Below are 16403 nucleotides of genomic sequence, written 5' to 3'. Positions count from 1 at the left end.
AATTATGTTTTAATTATAGTTACACGAATCATTAATTCACTCATTCTCTCATTCAGTCAATCAAGAAAAACATGAACTCTCCATTATTAGGTCTAAGAACCACCATTTACAGAGTAAGCGATATCGACCAAGCCAAAGCCTGGTATAGCGAAGTATTTGGCATTGAACCTTATTTTGATGAACCATTCTACGTAGGTTTCAATGTAGGTGGCTACGAATTAGGTTTACAACCAGATGCCAAAAGCGATAGCAAAACAGATGGCGTAATAACCTATTGGGGTGTTGAAAATGTAGAAGAGATTTACAAAAAAGTAATAGACAATGGCGCAACATCTTTCGAAGAACCCACTGAGGTTGGTGGAGGCATTATAGTAAGTGCTGTAAAAGATTTATGGGGAAATGTAATCGGATTTATTTATAATCCTCACTTTTCGCTAGCGGGATAGAAATTCTTAAAGGTCTTAATAACACCCATAAAAGTAGCATATTGTGCAAAGTCGTAGATGATTTTAATAATAACAGAGCCGTAAGGAATCTTGAAAATAAAGGTAAAATAGACTTTGCAAACGGTAAGTACAGCAAACCCCAAAGCACCTGATAAAAACCATTGATAACTGCTTTTGTTGGTTTTTCGTAAAAGAGCCGAAGTATATAATAAAGCCAGAAAAACCATATAAAGCATAGAAGCAAAAAAATAATCAGAGGGAATTGCTGAAAAGGCCAATAATATCGGAGAAATGATAAGCAGCATATTAACAACTACTTTTAAAACCTCTCTGGAAGAAGCCGTAAAGACGGTTTCTTTCCGAACAGTAGCAATGTAGAATGAATAGCTTAGCATATAAAAGACTAAGGCCAATACATTAGCCGTAACACTATTGAATTCAATAATAATATCGGCTACAATAGCTAATACAAGGCCAATTGTGTACGTATAATCTTTTAATTTGTATTCACCTTTGCGTCTTAAAGTATAAAAATTAAGTAAGCAAATCGGAGGCAATGCGCCAAGAAAGACGACCCAGTCCTGGTGAAAAGCGAAAGCAATGGCATCAATTAAGCAACAAAGTATATATATCAGTTTTAGTTTGAGAGGCATTTCAGGACATCAAGCAATTGTTAAACAAAAATAGTATTTTTTTGTGAAATGTAAAAAATCGTTCCAAACTTCTGGTTAAGAATTGCTTATGACTTGTTAATGATTACAAGCTATTTATTGAGATGTTTTTTTAATATAAAGACAATTTCTTTTGAAGAATTAATTGAAATAATAGGATTATTTCAATAATAGTGGTGAAAGATCCACAAATGAGATATGTGTAGAATTATCTGAAATCTTCATCTCTTACTGAAAATGCAGGAGAGTGCTTATAGGCTTTAATAACACCTACAAAAATAGCGTATTGAGCAAACTGATAAAGTAGTTTATTAATAAGGTCGGCGTAAGGGACTTTTATAACAAAAGCAAAATAAATGTCAGTAACAGATACTGAAACAAAAGCTAAGACACCTACCAAAAACCATATATAGCTTTTTTTGCTAGTTTTGCGTAATAGCGCATTTACATATAATAATGATAAAAATACCATATAAATGATAGAGGAAAAGAAGTAATCGGTAGGTATTTTTGAAAAGACAAGGAAAAAAGGAGACAAGATAAGCAAAAGATGCAGAATCATTTTTAATAACTCCTTTGAAGTGCCAGTAAAAACAGCTTCTTTGCGGATAGTAGCAGTAAAGAACGAAAAAGTAAATACATAGAGAATCATGGCTATCACTTTAGCGGTCATAGTTCTGAACTCGAATACTATATCTGCCATGGCTGCTGCTACAAGTGCAAAGGTATAAGTATAATCTTTCAATTTATATTCTCCTTTGCGTCTTAAAAAATAGAATGTAATTAAACACAGCACTGGTAAAGCGCCAAAAGGAATGAGCCATTTTTGATGAAATGAGAAAGCTAAAGCATCAATCAAACAACAGAGTAAATAGATTAGTTTTAGTCTAATAGGCATTTTAAATTCAGTCAAGTAGAATAATTGTTAATCGAAAATACCTTTTTTTTGCTAATTGTAAAAATTTCAGACTAAACTTCTTAGCTATTAGTCTAAAAACAGAAAAATAATTAGCAATAACTTTAAGCTAATTCTGATTGTTCAACCGACAAAAGTCTTACTTTTGCATCGCAAATTTTGTACATCTAAAAATTCAACAAAATGAAAAGAAACGCTACAGCCGTTTGGCAAGGAACAGGTAAAGAAGGCAACGGACACCTGACTACACAAAGTACAGTTTTAAATCAGACTCAATACTCGTTCAATTCCCGTTTTGCAGAAGGAGTTGGTACCAACCCTGAAGAATTAGTGGCAGCGGCTCATGCTGGTTGTTTTACCATGAAATTGAGCTTCAACCTTTCAGGTGCAGGCTTTACTCCTGAAAACCTGGAAACTAAATGTGAGATTACTTTTGAAAACGGAGAAATCACTCTTTCCCACCTTACTTTAACTGCTAAAGTTGCTGATATTTCGAAAGAAAAATTTGATGAATTGGTAGCGGATGCTGAAGCAAATTGCCCAATCTCTAAATTGTTGAATACCAAAATAACTGTTGATGCTACTTTGGCTTAAGCAGTAATCCTGATAGAGCCCGCAATACCAAAAGAGTATTGCGGGCTTTTTTTATTCTGCCAAAGGCAATTTCAATAAATACCCTGCCAGATCAGATAAATCTTTTTCTTTCAGTCCCATTGATGAGGGTTCAGGCATCAGGCTGTTTTTCAATTGCTTACGACTGGCTATATTAGCTTTTTTGATACTGGTAAGTTGCCCTGCCACGTCTTTTAGGGTAAGTGTTTCTCCATCACCTACCAGAAAACCATAATAGGTGTTTTTATCTTTAGTCGTTACAATCAATGGCTCATAGCCAAAAGCCATACTAGCCGATGGATTCACGATGGCATCCAACAAACCTGCTTTATCAAATTTCTTTCCTATCTGGGTTAATTCCGGACCTATTTCAGCCCCTTCTTTATCGAATTTATGGCAGGTTGCACAGTTTTTTCTGAAAACCTCATAACCTTTCTTCATATCCGATGGCATTTCAAGGGCTAGGTTTACTGAAATTTCTTTTCCACTTGGGCGTAAGAAATAATCGCTGGCCATCATACGTATAGATTTATCAGGATTATTAAAAATGTTTGCTGCTACAACGTTTCTTACTTCTTTTGGCAGGCGATTTTCTCCTGCCAAACTCAACAGCATTTTCCCGCCAATTCCATCATTTGCCAATTTCTCTGCCGCTTTTTCTCTGGTTGCCTGTGGCTGCTTTTTATCCAACATTTGTTTTTCTAAGCCTAGCATCTGTTTTTGCTGTGCCGACATTTGGGTATTTGCTGCCTTCTCCCAGTCCATTAAATCTGCCCAATCATTAGTCTTTCTGAAATTTACCCACCAGAAAGCTTGTTCCGATACATCTTTGAATGGATTTTTAGTTAAATCTAGCATCGCCATCACTGCACGTTTATCTTTGATAAAGGCTAAAGCTGTGAGCGCCTGCTTTCTTTGGGCTTCATTTAGATTACGGGCACTTGCTCTTAGTTTTAAATCATTGATGGCTTCTACCGGATGCAAACGCCAGATTAATGTAGCTGTAGGCTCATTCCAGGTGGTTGGGTCTTTTGATAAAGTAGGTTTGATAGATTGATAATAGGCATTTTCTTTACCATCTAATGCTTGTCCGATAGCTTCTATCTCAAAACGGTCTGTTCCATTATATGCCTTTACCAGATTATTAACAATTCCTTTGATAGAAGCCAGAGGTAAGTCACGTAAGGCAATAGCCACTTCACGTCTGACAGCCACATTTTTATCAGTCGATAATTTTTCAGCAATAGGTAAAATGTCTGTTTTTACTTGTCGCAATGCTCTGAAAGCAGTTATTTTTAGATTGATATCTTGATTATCCAATACTTTCTCTACTTCTTTTACACCCTCTTCATCCATTTTCGATAATAGCCATACGGCTCTTGCCTGTATATAAGGATTAGAATCTTTAAGTAATCTTTTAACCTCTGCTACATGACCACCTTTACGAAGTGCCTCAAATCCTAAATTGCGTACATTTATGGCAGGATTCTTTAAAGTTTCTATTTGTCCTCGTACGGTTGTTAAATCAATAGTTGGGGGAGTCAGTTTTTTGCCTTTAGGAGTGATTCTAAAAATACGACCGTGAGCCTTTTTATCGTGCATGGCATGGCCACCTACTACGGGGTCATACCAATCGGCTACATAAATGGCACCATCAGTACCCGCTACTACATCACTTGGGCGAAACCATTTTCTTACATCTTCACTGGTATCATGCCATATATAGTGGTCGTGAGTTTTAGGGAAAGAGCTAATCATATTATGGCGTTCCATCTTGAATCCACCACCCTGAATGGTAGGTTGGTAAGAGAAGACCACATTTCTACCCGCTTCACAACTCAATAAAGTACCTCTGTAGTTTTCACCAAGAGCATCACTCTCATAAAAAGCTATACCTGTTGGCGAACCTGCACCTGAATTATCAATCGCAGGTTGTACACCCGGGTCCTCCTGATGCCAATGGGCTGTAAACATCTCTTGTCCCGGTCGACGGTCCGCCTGCCAGAAACGTGTACCATCAGCGCTGAAATAGCCTGCATTACCTCCTTCCATTAAGTAACTCACGCGGCAGGTAATCACCTGATCATCGTTATCATTCTGCCACATATTGCCATAAGAGTCTAGGCCAACTTCATAGCTATTTCTGAAATTATGCCCCATTACTTTCAGATTTTTGCCTTCGGTATCCATTCTTAAAGCCAGACCTCCCACCCAAACTCTGCCATCATCTGATTTCTGATTTCCTTGATTAGACTTATTGTAAGGTGTACCGCCATAATAAGAGCTACCTGAGCGGAGTGTCCAACCGCCTTTATCGGTTACATTGTGCGGCCCCGCATTCCCTGTATTAAAATGCCAGTTACCATCCGGCCCTGCAGTAACCGAGTGTAAAGAATGGTCATGGTCGACACCTCCAAAACCTTTTAACAGGATTTCTTTTTTGTCAGGTACATCATCACCATTTTCATCGGTAAATACTATCAGATTAGGGGCGGCCGAAACAATAACCTTTTTACCAATTACGGCAATACCCAAAGGAGCTACCAAATCTTTATCCTGTACAAAAACCTTTGATTTATCTGCTTTTCCATCTCCATCTGTATCTTCCAGAATTACCACACGGTCACCCTGTTGTTCATTATTAATACGCTCTCCTGGCTTGGTATTAAAGTTTCGATAATCTACAGCCTCAGTAATCCAGATACGACCTTTGTAATCTACATCCATATTTGTCGGGTTATGTAGCATGGGTGTTTCGGCCCAAAGGGTGGCTTCAAGGTCGTCAGGTACATAGAGTTTGTTTTTGTCGTCGTCAGGGGTAGGCGCAAAGGCGGTAGCCAGTACTAAGGCAGCGCTAACCGAGAAGATAGCAGGGGCTTTCTTAGAGAAATACATAATTTATCAGCGGGGTTGAATGTGTACTTGTCTATACAAGTTACGAAATTAGGAAATTTGCTGATAAATACTAATATGCTGTTCTGTAAATTTTTTCCAGGAGAATTTTTGGGCTTGTAGGGAAGACTTTTTGCTTAAAATATTTCGTAAGCTTTTATCGGCGTAGAGCTGCAACATCGCTTCGGCAATGGCATTTTCGTCGGTTGGTTCAACCAATAGCCCGGCGTCTTCAACTACTTCAGGCAATGAACTTTTATTTGAGGTAATTACAGGTGTACCACATTGCATGGCTTCTAATGGTGGCAAACCAAAGCCCTCATAGAGAGATGGATACACAAAAGCCAAGGCAGCAGAATATAAAGCAGCTAAATCTTCATCAGCCACGAAACCTGTAACAATTATTTTCTCTTTTAAGACTGGATTAGCTTTTATTTCATCAAAAATAGTTTCAAAATCCCAGCCTTTGGAACCTACCAGTACTAGATTCAAATCCTCTATTTTTTCTTGTTGAATCAGTTTCAGAAAAGCCCTGATGGTACGCTCAATATTTTTGCGCGGTTCAAGCGTAGCAATTGATAATAAGTAGCGCTTATGAATATTAATATTATATTTCTGTAAAATACACTCAATTTCTTCGTTGTCACGCATCTGATAGAACTTATCTTCTGATGCTGCCAGCGGTACTACGAATACTCTGTCAGGCGAAATACCTGTTACCTCGCATAAATCATTCTTGGTTGCTTCTGAGACACAGATAGGATAGGTGTGATTATCTTCTAAGGAATCCAGAATCTTCTTCATCATATTTACATTCCATTCACCAAAATAAGACGGAAATAAATGCGGAATCAAATCATGAATTGTAATTACTTTAGTTGGCCTTGAAATCCCTCTTAACTCTTTCGGGATAGGCAGAAAAGGAGAATGATAAATATCATGCTTGCCCAGCGTATTGACATTAAAACTATAAAAAGGCTTAAATTTAGCACGCAGACGCGTAAAAATCTCTCGGACAACCTTTTGTGGCAAAGATTTGTAGGCAAAAGATGAAACAATTTTTTTTTCGAAACTGGCTAATCGAATATCTTTAGGCTTATTGACAATCGGAAAGTTGCAGTTCAGATGATGCTTTTCAAGATAAGCAATTGTTTCAGGCAGATGTTCAGTACTGGCTATAGCTACTTCAGCACGATTACCTTTCGATAATCCTTTAACCAGATTTTCGGCTACGCGATAAATGCCCGTACGGGATTGCTCATGGAAGAATCCCAGCCCTAAAACAGAGCCATCAATTACAACTTTATTCATGTACAATTACAGCGCTTACTCGATTTAAAATCAATTCTTTTACTTCAGGGGTTTCTAAATCTTCCTGATAGACTAATTCAACATTATCACGGTCGAAAGGCATGCCTACACTTGACAGATGGTTATGTATCAGATAAACCGGAAAATTCGCCAAAGGGAAAAACGGATAACCAGTACCTTTATAGACGGAAACAGTTTTGCAGAAGATGCAACACAAATGCTCCGGGAACGAATCAAGCGTAAGCGCAAAACTAGCTTTCTGTGATAAGAGCGCTATTTCATGAATACTGATTTTGCCCGAAGTATCAATTACTCTATTGAAAGTAGGTACTGTAACTAAATCCCAGATTTTCTTCGAAAGCCCGGTTTGGCCGCATAATAGAATATAATAACTCGTCTTTTCCAAAATCTCAGTCAGAATAGAAGCCCAGAATTGTGGTGAGAGTTGTTTATGTTCACCACCCGATTCCGGAAAAACCATCAGATAAGGCAATTTAGAAAAACCAGTTTTAGTCTTAATCTTTTCAAATGTTGCACCCGGAGAAATCGGAAAATAGGGTTCAATATCGGATAATTTGGCTTCTACGCCTATTTCTCGCAAAAGCATGAAATACATATCAAAATGATGAAACTCACCCTGCGGTACATCAAATTCTTTGTCTAATAATCCTCCTAAACCCCGTCGCGCAAACCCAAAAGCTTTACCGACCTCAATATAAGGCAAAACAAAATGCGCAACCGCATCACTGTAGCGAATGTCAATATAATAATCGTAAGACTCCTGCTTTAATAGTGGCAAAGCCTCCTTCAATGTCTTGTAATGCTCCTTTATTTTCTCCCAACGCGAAATCTTTTTTCGGTTGGTCTGATAATGATTGATGTAAATAGTACGATCTATATAAGGATTGTATTGATTAACTGCCTCACACCACTTAGGTGCCAGCAAATCAATTTTTACATCAGGGTATTTTTTCTTAATCAATGGAAATATATAAGTTACCGTCAAAGCATCGCCTAAATGCCCTAAAGAAGCAATCAGGATACGCTTAGGAGCAACTGAATCAAATTTTCTCGCACGTCTTTTAAAAAAAAGCTTGGCATAAATATCCACAAAGAAGTCCATTACGGTGAATGGAATAGTCTCCCGTGGAGTCCCACAATATTTCCTCATAAACAATTTCTTTAAATAAGAATTGAGCGACCGACGCCCGGCGAATGAGTGAGTTAGTGATTGAGTGATTAATTTAAAAGTAATACTCCTTCACCGCGCTATTCATTCAATAACAATTATCTAAATTTTAATCACTCATTCATTAAATCGCTCAATCACTCAATGGTTCAAATCTCATATCCAAATGCACGAATATGTTTTTTCCAGAAGTCTGTTTCGTAAATATCCCAGGCATGGCAACCAAAAGGTAATCCATTATTCAATTGATATGCTTTTTCAGGCATGTGTTCCACAGCAAATTTTAATGCCGTTCGCCAATCAGGAATATTCAGTTTCGGAAAATAACGATTCAACTCAATGCACCAGAACATATCTTCATTGTATGCCGGGTGAGTCTTGGCTAATTCTAAATATTTCTCAATTTTCTCCCGTTTTTTCGGAATCAGATTCAACAGCTTTTGGGTTTTTCTTAAAGAAAATCCACCATTACCAACCCCACGTTTCATAATTATCTCCTTAGGGCCATATTTACCATAACGCTCTTCTTTCAGATCAAACCAGATAGCTACTTTCTTTTTCAAATTCCATACCCATTCCTGCCATTTCGCATTAAAATCTATTTCAATCCGCCAGGGAGCGCCTATATAATCATAACACTGGCTACACCAGTAAGACAGTTCATCTTTAAACACAAAGGCATCCAGCTGATAAATCAGCATATATTCATAAGCAAGAAAACGCTCATAAAATTCTTCCGATAGCAAAAGTTTATTGTAGGTCAATGTGCTTTTAAAATAAGCATCATCAAAGTTCTGGGTTTGCAGTTGCGGATATTTTTCTAAAAGATGGTCTACATTGAGCGAAGCCGGTTTTACCAATATAATAGGATATTTCCCTAAAACTCTTACGCCTTGTTCAAGCGAAATGGCTTCGTAATTACTTAATTGCTTCTGGTAAATAGGTATTAGTACACAAACACTGGTCTTTTCCAAAACGAATAAGGGTTAATCTCAATAGTATTTTTATCTTATATAATCGTTCCGCCATCAATCGAAAACAATCCTCCGGTAGTATAGGCAGAAGCCGATGAAGCCAGATATAATGCCATCGGCGAAATTTCTTCAACTGACCCCATACGCGCAATTGGCAGGCGTTTGGTAAAATGCGCCAGTGTTTTCTCATTATCCCACAAAGCCTGACTGAATTTGGTCTTAATCAAACCCGGACAAATCGCATTCACTCTGATACCATCTTCACCCCATTCTTTAGCTAACACTTTAGTCAGCATATTTAATGAGGCCTTGCTCACACTATATATACCCAAGCCAGGGTCAGGCGTATGCCCTGCAATACTACTTATATTAATAACGCTACCACCGCCACGAGATTTCATAATAGGATGAACCATTTTTGCTAATTCAAAAGGCGCTTTCACATTTACCTGCATGATTTTATCAAAGGCACTTTCAGAGCAATCCAATGATGGCCCATAAACCGGATTAGTAGCGGCATTATTTACTAAAATATCAATGCCTCCATAAATCTCAACTGTTTTCTCCACCAATAGTTTCAGTTGAGCTATTTCTCCTGCATGAGCTGCTATGCCTGTGCACTCACCACCCAATGCTTTTATGTCATTGGCCAACTCGTCGAGGTCGGCTTGTTTTCTACTGCTGATTACTACTTTAGCGCCGTATTCGGCAAATATCCTCGCAATCGCTTCTCCAATTCCTTTACTTGCTCCGGTAATAAGGGCTACTTTATCGGTTAAATCAAAAACGTTTTTCATAAAATCTTATATAGAATAGGGTAGAAGTATTTTATTGCAAAATCAGGCCGCCATCAGCAATGACACTTTGTCCCGTTATAAACGATGCTTCATCTGCCGCCAGATATAAAATAGCACTGGCAATTTCTTCAGGCTTACCAAAGCGTTTCATAGGGGTTGCATATTGCAAAGCCTCCAGATAAGCTGCATCAGTATCTGCTCCCTCCAACATGGGTGTTTGTGTAAAACCCGGACAAACGGCATTGATTCTGATACCATGTTTGGCAAACTCAATAGCTGCAGTTTTGGTCATACCTACCACGGCATGTTTACTAGCCGCATAAGCAATATGACCTACCATACCCAGATGCCCTGCCACCGAGGCAATATTGACAATATTTCCACTGCGTTGTTCCACCAGATAGCGAAGCGCCACTTTCATGCAATGCCAGAGCCCTTTCACATTTACATCAATGATTTTATCAAAATCCTCTTCCGGATATTTTTCTGTACGAATACGTGGCCCTAAAACCCCAGCTGAATTAACTAATATATCAAACTTTCCCCAAAGACTGATAGTCTGCTCAATCATGTTTTCAATATCAGTCAGTTTTGTAACATTTACTTTAACAAAACTTACTTCTCCTTCAGATTGGCTTACAGCATAATCTAATTCAGTATCTAGTGAATCAGCTAAATCAGCCACCATTACCTTAGCACCCTCCTGAGCAAATAATAGAGCAGCAGCCTTGCCAATACCTGAATTACCACCTGTAATAATGACGATCTTATCTTTAAATTTCATAGAGTTGAATTATTTAGTGATTTAGTGAATGTGTGATTGAGTGAATAAAATTTAGCTGTTAGTGACATTAGCTCTTTCCTTTAAATCTAATCGATTAGGAAATTTTGTAAGAGAATGAGAAGTTGGCTTTTTTTTAATCACTCAATCGCTCATTCACTAAATCACTAAATAGCTTTACTTCTCACAAAAATAAATAATCTCTCCAGCCGGAAGGGCATATCTTTCTACTAATTCTTTAGGCATTGTCAGAACAAAATCATCTTCTTTTACTTTGAAACCTGCTTTTTCCAGTTCTCTGCCATAATCTCTTCCGAATAAACGTAAATGGTCGTTTTGCCAGAATATACGTTCACGTTCACGCGGGTCGGTGATGGTCGGGTCTTCAAAGGTATGTTCTTTTGTCCAGTCCTGTGGTGATTGAATGATTCCCCAGCCACCTGGTTTTAAAACTCTGTGTAATTCTGACATAGCTTTGTGGTAATCTTCTACGTGTTCCATCACGTGGTTACAGAAAACCACATCGAACGTATTAACTTCAAATGGTATTTGGTGAATATCCATTTTTACCTTTGCCAACGGCGATTCAATATCGGCCGTAATATAGTCCAGATTTTTCATGGCTTCAAAGCGGTCGATAAAACAATATTCGGGTGCTACGTGTAATACTTTTAATTGAGCGGCAGTGAAGAAATTAGTTTTCTCACGTAGATATAAAGCCATCAGGCGATGACGTTCTAAAGCCAGACAATTGGGACAAAGAGCATTCTTACGTGAAGATAAACGTCCATATGGAAGAAACTTGTCTAACTTAACCTCACAAACTGGACACTCAACAGTATTTCCTTTTAATAGAACAGTATAGACTTTCAGGGGAATATGGCTAAATAATTGCAGGTATTTTCTTGGTATGAAACGAAGTAAGAAACTAATAATTTTGCCCATGCTTTAAACTTATGAGTGTATATCGTTGTTATTTAAGCCCAAAATTAACTATTTTTGTCTTTGCATTTACACCAATATACATAAAGATTCGATAAATATGGAAATAAAAAAACAGAAGCCTCCGGGAAAAAGGTTAATTAAAAATATGCCTCTGCGTGTTAAGTGGTTTTTATCAGCTACCGTTGGTATGATGCTGGTAGGCTATGGACTAAGCGTTCTGAGTGAAGCCGGGCATCTGAAGCACACCAATGCGCCTTTTCTGAGATGGTTTTTGTTAGGTACGTATAGCCTTATCATGGTTAATTCAGGATTAGCTTTATTCGGACAAGCCATTATTTTCAGAATGAGAATTGAGAACCGCAAACTCATTAAAAATATTCTTAAAGACAGAGACAGAAAGCCAAAAAAGGTTTTGACTATCACAAAAATAGAGCCGCCAAAGGCAGAATAATATTTGGCGCCTATTGTGCTATTTTAACATTTTATTGAAGATAATTAACAAGTTTTGGATATTTTAGTATTCAAAACTTTTATTTTGAGTATTTATCGCTAGGTTTGTGGCGAAAATGATTAAAATCTGAACTGATACAATTTTATCAATTAAGATTAAGTGAAGTTTGCTACTAATGAAATTACCTCAATCTGAATTACCAGAGATTCAGCCAAGAAAAACGCTTGTTGCAATAGACTTAGGTGAATATTCTGAAAAAATTATTTCGTATTTATTTCTTCTTACCAGAGATATTCCTACTGAATATACTATTTTTCACTGTCTTGATGGGCCAATAGCTGAAAATCAGGCCCGGGAGAGTATCAATAGAATAGTAGAGCAATCGCTTAGCTTTCTGAATAAAGCTGTTAAGAGCACCATTAAAATTCATATTGCTCAGCATAACCTGATAGAAGAATTACAGCTTTTGCACACCAAAGAAAATTTTGGCACTATCTTCATGGGTACCAACAATAAACAAGGTTCTTGGCAAATGGGAGAGAATGCGGGAGCTATTCTGGCAAACCTCAAAGCGGGCATTGTGGCTATTCCACCTTCTATTGATTTAACCTTCCCAAGCAATGTGAGTATTCTGGTTGAGAAAGTGCAAAAATCAGGTTTTGATTTTTTTAGTACTTTTCAGGAATTTGTATCGCACTATGGTATTTTCCTGAATTTTGTTTTGTTTGCCAAAGACAAACATACTCTCGAAGAAGAGAAGAAACTGATAGGAGAGTATCAGGATTTTTTTGATTCTACCATTAGCTTCAATTTCATAGTAGAGCAGGAGCAAACGTACCTCAACTTCCTGAAATATATCAAGGGTATTCACTGTGAGTCTGCAGTCTTGGCCTGGTATGAAGGTACTACAGCGTATCAATCTACCATACAAAACAGTGTTACATATTGCAGTCCTGATATGCCAATTCTGTATATAAAACAAGATTGCAGAATAAATAAAAGAGAGATAGGTTTTAGCGATATATAAAAAAGAAAGAGACGCCCTCTAGCGTCTCTTTTAATTTCTTAGCAAGAATCAATATAAATTATTTTGCGAATTCTGCTTTCAATGCTTCAGCGTCAACTGCGTGAATATCTGTTTTTAAAGATAAGCGTTTGATTTCAGCTATTCTGTTTTTTGCAACCGCTTGATTTCTTTTTGCTTTACGTTTTAATCTAGTTACTGCCATTTTTTTACGTATTTTGTTCTCTATCACCCTGCGAAAAGGGTCGAGAGGTATTTAAAAGATTATATTCTAAAATCGTCTTTTCAGACTATGATTCCAAATCAGGGTGCAAAGTTAAGAAATTCAATTAATATTTAACAATTAACAATAAGTTTTTTACACTAATTTTGTGGCAGAAAATTTATGAGATTATTTATAGACCAATATAAGATAATGAGTAAACCCGGTTTAGTTAGAGGAACACGCGATTTTGGGCCATCAGTCATGGTAAAAAGAAATTTCATTTTTGATACCATCAAACATACTTTTCAGAAATTCGGATTCCAACCCTTAGAAACCCCAAGTCTTGAAACCCTGAATGTATTGATGGGAAAATACGGAGATGAGGGTGATCAACTACTTTTTAAAGTTTTAAATTCAGGTGATTTCTCAAAGGATTTATCTCAGGGAGATTTGGATCAGGGCTACAAAAAACTGACTCATAAAATTTCAGAAAAAGGATTGCGTTATGATTTAACCGTGCCATTTGCCCGTTATGTGGTAATGAATCGCAACGAACTGGCTATTCCTTTTAAACGTTATCAGATACAACCGGTATGGCGCGCCGACCGCCCGCAGAAGGGACGTTACCGTGAGTTTTATCAATGCGATGCTGATGTAGTAGGAACAGATTCATTGATTTGTGAGGCCGAAATCGTATTGATGTTACACGAAATTTTCCAGAATCTGGGTGTTAATGATTTCACCGTAAAAATCAATAACCGCAAAATTTTAACAGGTATTGCTGAAATCATTGGGATGAAAGGTAGTGAAGTGCCTTTGACGGTGGCGATTGATAAGTTGGATAAAATCGGCAAAGAAAAAGTAGAGGAGGAACTAATAGAAAGAGGATTTTCTGCTGAAGTAATCGAGAAATTACAACCGATTTTCAATTTGCAAGGTGATGCCAACGAAGTAATAAATGGCTTGAAAACATGGTTGAAAGATTCGGAAACAGGCTCAAAAGGCATAGAGGAAATAGAAAAAGTATGGAGTTTAGTTGACGGCTTTGGCCTACAAAATCCTAAAATCCAGTTAGATATTACTTTAGCCAGAGGTTTAAGCTATTACACTGGGGCTATTTTTGAAGTAAAGGCCAATGGCGTACAAATGGGAAGTATTTCCGGCGGTGGTCGTTATGATAACCTGACCGGAACATTCGGTCTGCCTGGTCTATCAGGTGTAGGTATATCTTTGGGGGTAGACCGCATCTATGATGTAATGGAAGAACTAGGCCTGTTTAGTGATAATCAAGGTGTTACCACACAGATATTACTAACTAACTTTGATGCTGAGGCTGAAGTTTACTCATTACCACTCCTGAAAAAACTACGTGATGCAGGCATCAATGCCGAGATTTATCCTGACCATGCCAAATTAAGAAAACAATTTGAGTATGCCGACCGAAAAAAAATTCCGTATGTTTGCGTAGTTGGTTCAGAAGAAATGTCGACGGGAGAGCTTACCCTGAAAAACATGCAATCGGGCGAACAAACCAAACATACCTTAGAAAGTATCATACAAAATTTGAAATAGCATTATGCTTAAAAACAGAAAATTTATTGCCTACGCACTGGTAACCGTAACAACTATTGTTGCTACTCTGGCTTTTTACTTCTGGCAGGTTTCCAGCAGTGATAACCTGAATGTAAAAGGCGAAAAAACATTTGTGTTGTATATTCCGACCGGCGGAACCTACAAAAATGTAGTAGACTCACTCCATAAATACAGAATGATTCATGACGAAATCTCATTTCAGTTTTTGTCTAAATGGGTGAAATATCCTGAAAACGTAAAGCCGGGCCGATATGAAATCAAACCAAATTCGGGTAATAAAGAGATTCTTTCTAAACTGAAAAGAGGGCAGCAAGATGATGTAAGGCTGACTTTTAATAATATCCGTCTGAAATCGGATTTGATTAAGAAAATCGGTAGCCGCTTCGAGTTCAGCAATGAAGAGTTATTGGAGAGGTTAAAAGACAAAGAAGTATGCGCCAAATATGGCTTCGATACCACGACTATCATGTGTATGTTCTTGCCTAATACCTATTTTGTGCGCTGGACAACCACACCGGATAAGTTTTTAGACCGTATGCACGATGAATACAAGAAATACTGGACAGCCGAAAAACTGCAAAAAGCCAAGTCAATTAATATGACGCCAGTAGAAGTGGCCGTTATGGCTTCAATTGTGCAGTCAGAAACTAACAAAAAAGACGAAATGCCACGTGTGGCTGGTTCTTATATCAACCGTCTAGGTATTGGTATGCCTTTACAAGCTGACCCGACCGTGAAATTTGCCGTAGGTGATTTCAGCATTAAACGTATCATGGAAAAACATTTAGCAATTAATTCTCCTTATAATACTTACCGCAATCCGGGTTTACCTCCCGGTCCTATAGCCTTGCCAGAGCCTGTGGCATTAGATGCCGTATTGAACTACGAGCGTCATAAGTATATCTATTTCTGTGCAAAAGAAGATTTTTCAGGCTATCATAATTTCGCAGAAACCTATAGCGAGCATTTAAATTATGCCCGTATGTATCAGGAAGCACTCAATAAAGCTAAGATTCACTAATGTATCAGTTTGACTGGCAGTACCGCATTCGCTATGCCGACATCGACCAGATGGGGTATATGTACTATGGCAATTATCCTCGTTTATATGAAATTGGTCGGGTAGAAGCACTCCGTTCATTGGGCTTACGTTACCGTACTTTAGAAGAAATGGGAGTGATGATGCCTGTGTATGAATGCAAGTGCCGATACATTCAACCTGCCAAATACGACGATTTAGTAACAATCCGTGTCATTATCAAAGAAATGCCACGTGCCCGCATTATTTTCTATTACGAAATATATAACGAAGAAAAGGTACTCCTGAACACCGGAGAAACCACACTAGTATTCGTGAAAATGGCATCTAATCGCATTACTACCTGCCCAAATGAGATTCTGGACAGATTAAAACCATATTTTGAATTTATTGAGTGATTGGTGATTTAGTGAATGAGTGATTGATTAATTGATTAAGGACATTCTAATATCTGATGATAAGCAAGTAAATCAAAATTCTTTGTTACTTTGTGCCAAACTTAGTGCAACCCCGTGGTAAAATGCAATCACTAAATCACTCATTCATACAATCACTCA

At 37.7% G+C, this 16403-nt stretch carries 17 protein-coding genes; 7 read left to right on the top strand and 10 right to left on the bottom strand.

Features of this window, described 5'->3' with window-relative positions:
- The first annotated feature begins 71 nt into the window (after nucleotides 1-71).
- Nucleotides 72-446, top strand: coding sequence for a VOC family protein (locus D0T08_RS02005; protein ID WP_116980890.1), 375 nt, complete (start codon nucleotides 72-74; stop codon nucleotides 444-446).
- On the opposite strand, the gene D0T08_RS02000 is transcribed toward D0T08_RS02005, so the two are convergent.
- Together D0T08_RS02000 and D0T08_RS01995 are read right to left on the bottom strand one after the other, a co-directional pair.
- The gene (locus D0T08_RS02000; RefSeq protein ID WP_116980889.1) at nucleotides 425-1099 is read right to left on the bottom strand and encodes a hypothetical protein; all 675 of its coding nucleotides are present in this window, start codon (nucleotides 1097-1099) and stop codon (nucleotides 425-427) included. The genes D0T08_RS02005 and D0T08_RS02000 overlap by 22 nt on opposite strands.
- Before the next feature lie 226 nt (nucleotides 1100-1325).
- A complete protein-coding gene (locus D0T08_RS01995; RefSeq protein WP_147322688.1) occupies nucleotides 1326-2015 on the bottom strand; it encodes a hypothetical protein in 690 nt (229 codons plus the stop codon).
- Nucleotides 2016-2216: 201 nt separating this feature from the next.
- On the opposite strand from D0T08_RS01995, the gene D0T08_RS01990 reads away from it, so the two are divergent.
- The gene (locus D0T08_RS01990) at nucleotides 2217-2627 is read left to right on the top strand and encodes an OsmC family protein (RefSeq protein WP_116980887.1); all 411 of its coding nucleotides are present in this window, start codon (nucleotides 2217-2219) and stop codon (nucleotides 2625-2627) included.
- 51 nt (nucleotides 2628-2678) lie between these two features.
- On the opposite strand, the gene D0T08_RS01985 is transcribed toward D0T08_RS01990, so the two are convergent.
- The 7 genes from D0T08_RS01985 to D0T08_RS01955 form a co-directional block, all read right to left on the bottom strand.
- Nucleotides 2679-5540, bottom strand: a complete 2862-nt coding sequence (locus D0T08_RS01985; protein WP_116980886.1) for a PVC-type heme-binding CxxCH protein — start codon at nucleotides 5538-5540, stop codon at nucleotides 2679-2681.
- A gap of 48 nt (nucleotides 5541-5588) precedes the next feature.
- Nucleotides 5589-6848 (bottom strand): glycosyltransferase family 1 protein, encoded by a 1260-nt coding sequence (locus D0T08_RS01980; RefSeq protein WP_116980885.1) that lies wholly within the window; start codon nucleotides 6846-6848, stop codon nucleotides 5589-5591.
- Nucleotides 6841-8019, bottom strand: coding sequence for a glycosyltransferase family 9 protein (locus D0T08_RS01975; protein WP_116980884.1), 1179 nt, complete (start codon nucleotides 8017-8019; stop codon nucleotides 6841-6843). Before D0T08_RS01975 ends, D0T08_RS01980 begins: the two co-directional genes overlap by 8 nt.
- Before the next feature lie 167 nt (nucleotides 8020-8186).
- Nucleotides 8187-9011 carry a DUF5672 family protein gene (locus D0T08_RS01970; RefSeq protein WP_116980883.1) on the bottom strand — a complete coding sequence of 275 codons (825 nt, stop codon included), beginning with the start codon at nucleotides 9009-9011 and terminating at the stop codon, nucleotides 8187-8189.
- A gap of 35 nt (nucleotides 9012-9046) precedes the next feature.
- The gene (locus tag D0T08_RS01965) at nucleotides 9047-9808 is read right to left on the bottom strand and encodes an SDR family NAD(P)-dependent oxidoreductase (protein ID WP_116980882.1); all 762 of its coding nucleotides are present in this window, start codon (nucleotides 9806-9808) and stop codon (nucleotides 9047-9049) included.
- Between the two features lie 31 nt (nucleotides 9809-9839).
- Nucleotides 9840-10592, bottom strand: coding sequence for an SDR family NAD(P)-dependent oxidoreductase (locus tag D0T08_RS01960; RefSeq protein WP_116980881.1), 753 nt, complete (start codon nucleotides 10590-10592; stop codon nucleotides 9840-9842).
- A gap of 174 nt (nucleotides 10593-10766) precedes the next feature.
- Nucleotides 10767-11534: a class I SAM-dependent methyltransferase gene (locus D0T08_RS01955; RefSeq protein WP_116980880.1), complete on the bottom strand. Its 768-nt coding sequence runs from the start codon at nucleotides 11532-11534 to the stop codon at nucleotides 10767-10769.
- A 97-nt stretch (nucleotides 11535-11631) separates the two neighbouring features.
- Between D0T08_RS01955 and D0T08_RS01950 the strand changes: the two genes are divergently transcribed.
- On the top strand, nucleotides 11632-11985 hold the full coding sequence (locus D0T08_RS01950; protein ID WP_116980879.1) for a hypothetical protein: 354 nt from the start codon (nucleotides 11632-11634) through the stop codon (nucleotides 11983-11985).
- A gap of 175 nt (nucleotides 11986-12160) precedes the next feature.
- Nucleotides 12161-13012, top strand: a complete 852-nt coding sequence (locus tag D0T08_RS01945) for a hypothetical protein (RefSeq protein ID WP_116980878.1) — start codon at nucleotides 12161-12163, stop codon at nucleotides 13010-13012.
- 58 nt (nucleotides 13013-13070) lie between these two features.
- Here the strand turns inward: D0T08_RS01945 and D0T08_RS27730 are convergent, their stop codons facing one another.
- Nucleotides 13071-13214: a hypothetical protein gene (locus D0T08_RS27730; RefSeq protein ID WP_199538107.1), complete on the bottom strand. Its 144-nt coding sequence runs from the start codon at nucleotides 13212-13214 to the stop codon at nucleotides 13071-13073.
- 210 nt (nucleotides 13215-13424) lie between these two features.
- On the opposite strand from D0T08_RS27730, the gene hisS reads away from it, so the two are divergent.
- Genes hisS through D0T08_RS01930 form a run of 3 tightly spaced genes read left to right on the top strand, consistent with a single transcriptional unit; the run spans nucleotide 13425 to nucleotide 16244 of the window.
- Nucleotides 13425-14786, top strand: a complete 1362-nt coding sequence (gene hisS, locus D0T08_RS01940; protein WP_116980877.1) for a histidine--tRNA ligase — start codon at nucleotides 13425-13427, stop codon at nucleotides 14784-14786.
- A 4-nt stretch (nucleotides 14787-14790) separates the two neighbouring features.
- Nucleotides 14791-15828, top strand: coding sequence for an endolytic transglycosylase MltG (gene mltG / locus D0T08_RS01935; RefSeq protein ID WP_116980876.1), 1038 nt, complete (start codon nucleotides 14791-14793; stop codon nucleotides 15826-15828).
- On the top strand, nucleotides 15828-16244 hold the full coding sequence (locus tag D0T08_RS01930) for a thioesterase family protein (protein WP_116980875.1): 417 nt from the start codon (nucleotides 15828-15830) through the stop codon (nucleotides 16242-16244). The genes mltG and D0T08_RS01930 overlap by 1 nt, the downstream gene beginning before the upstream one ends.
- The last annotated feature ends 159 nt before the right edge of the window (nucleotides 16245-16403 follow it).

The sequence above is a fragment of the Emticicia sp. C21 genome (assembly GCF_003418935.1).
Lineage (GTDB): Bacteria > Bacteroidota > Bacteroidia > Cytophagales > Spirosomataceae > Emticicia.
This window is presented reverse-complemented; position numbering and strand designations above follow the sequence as displayed.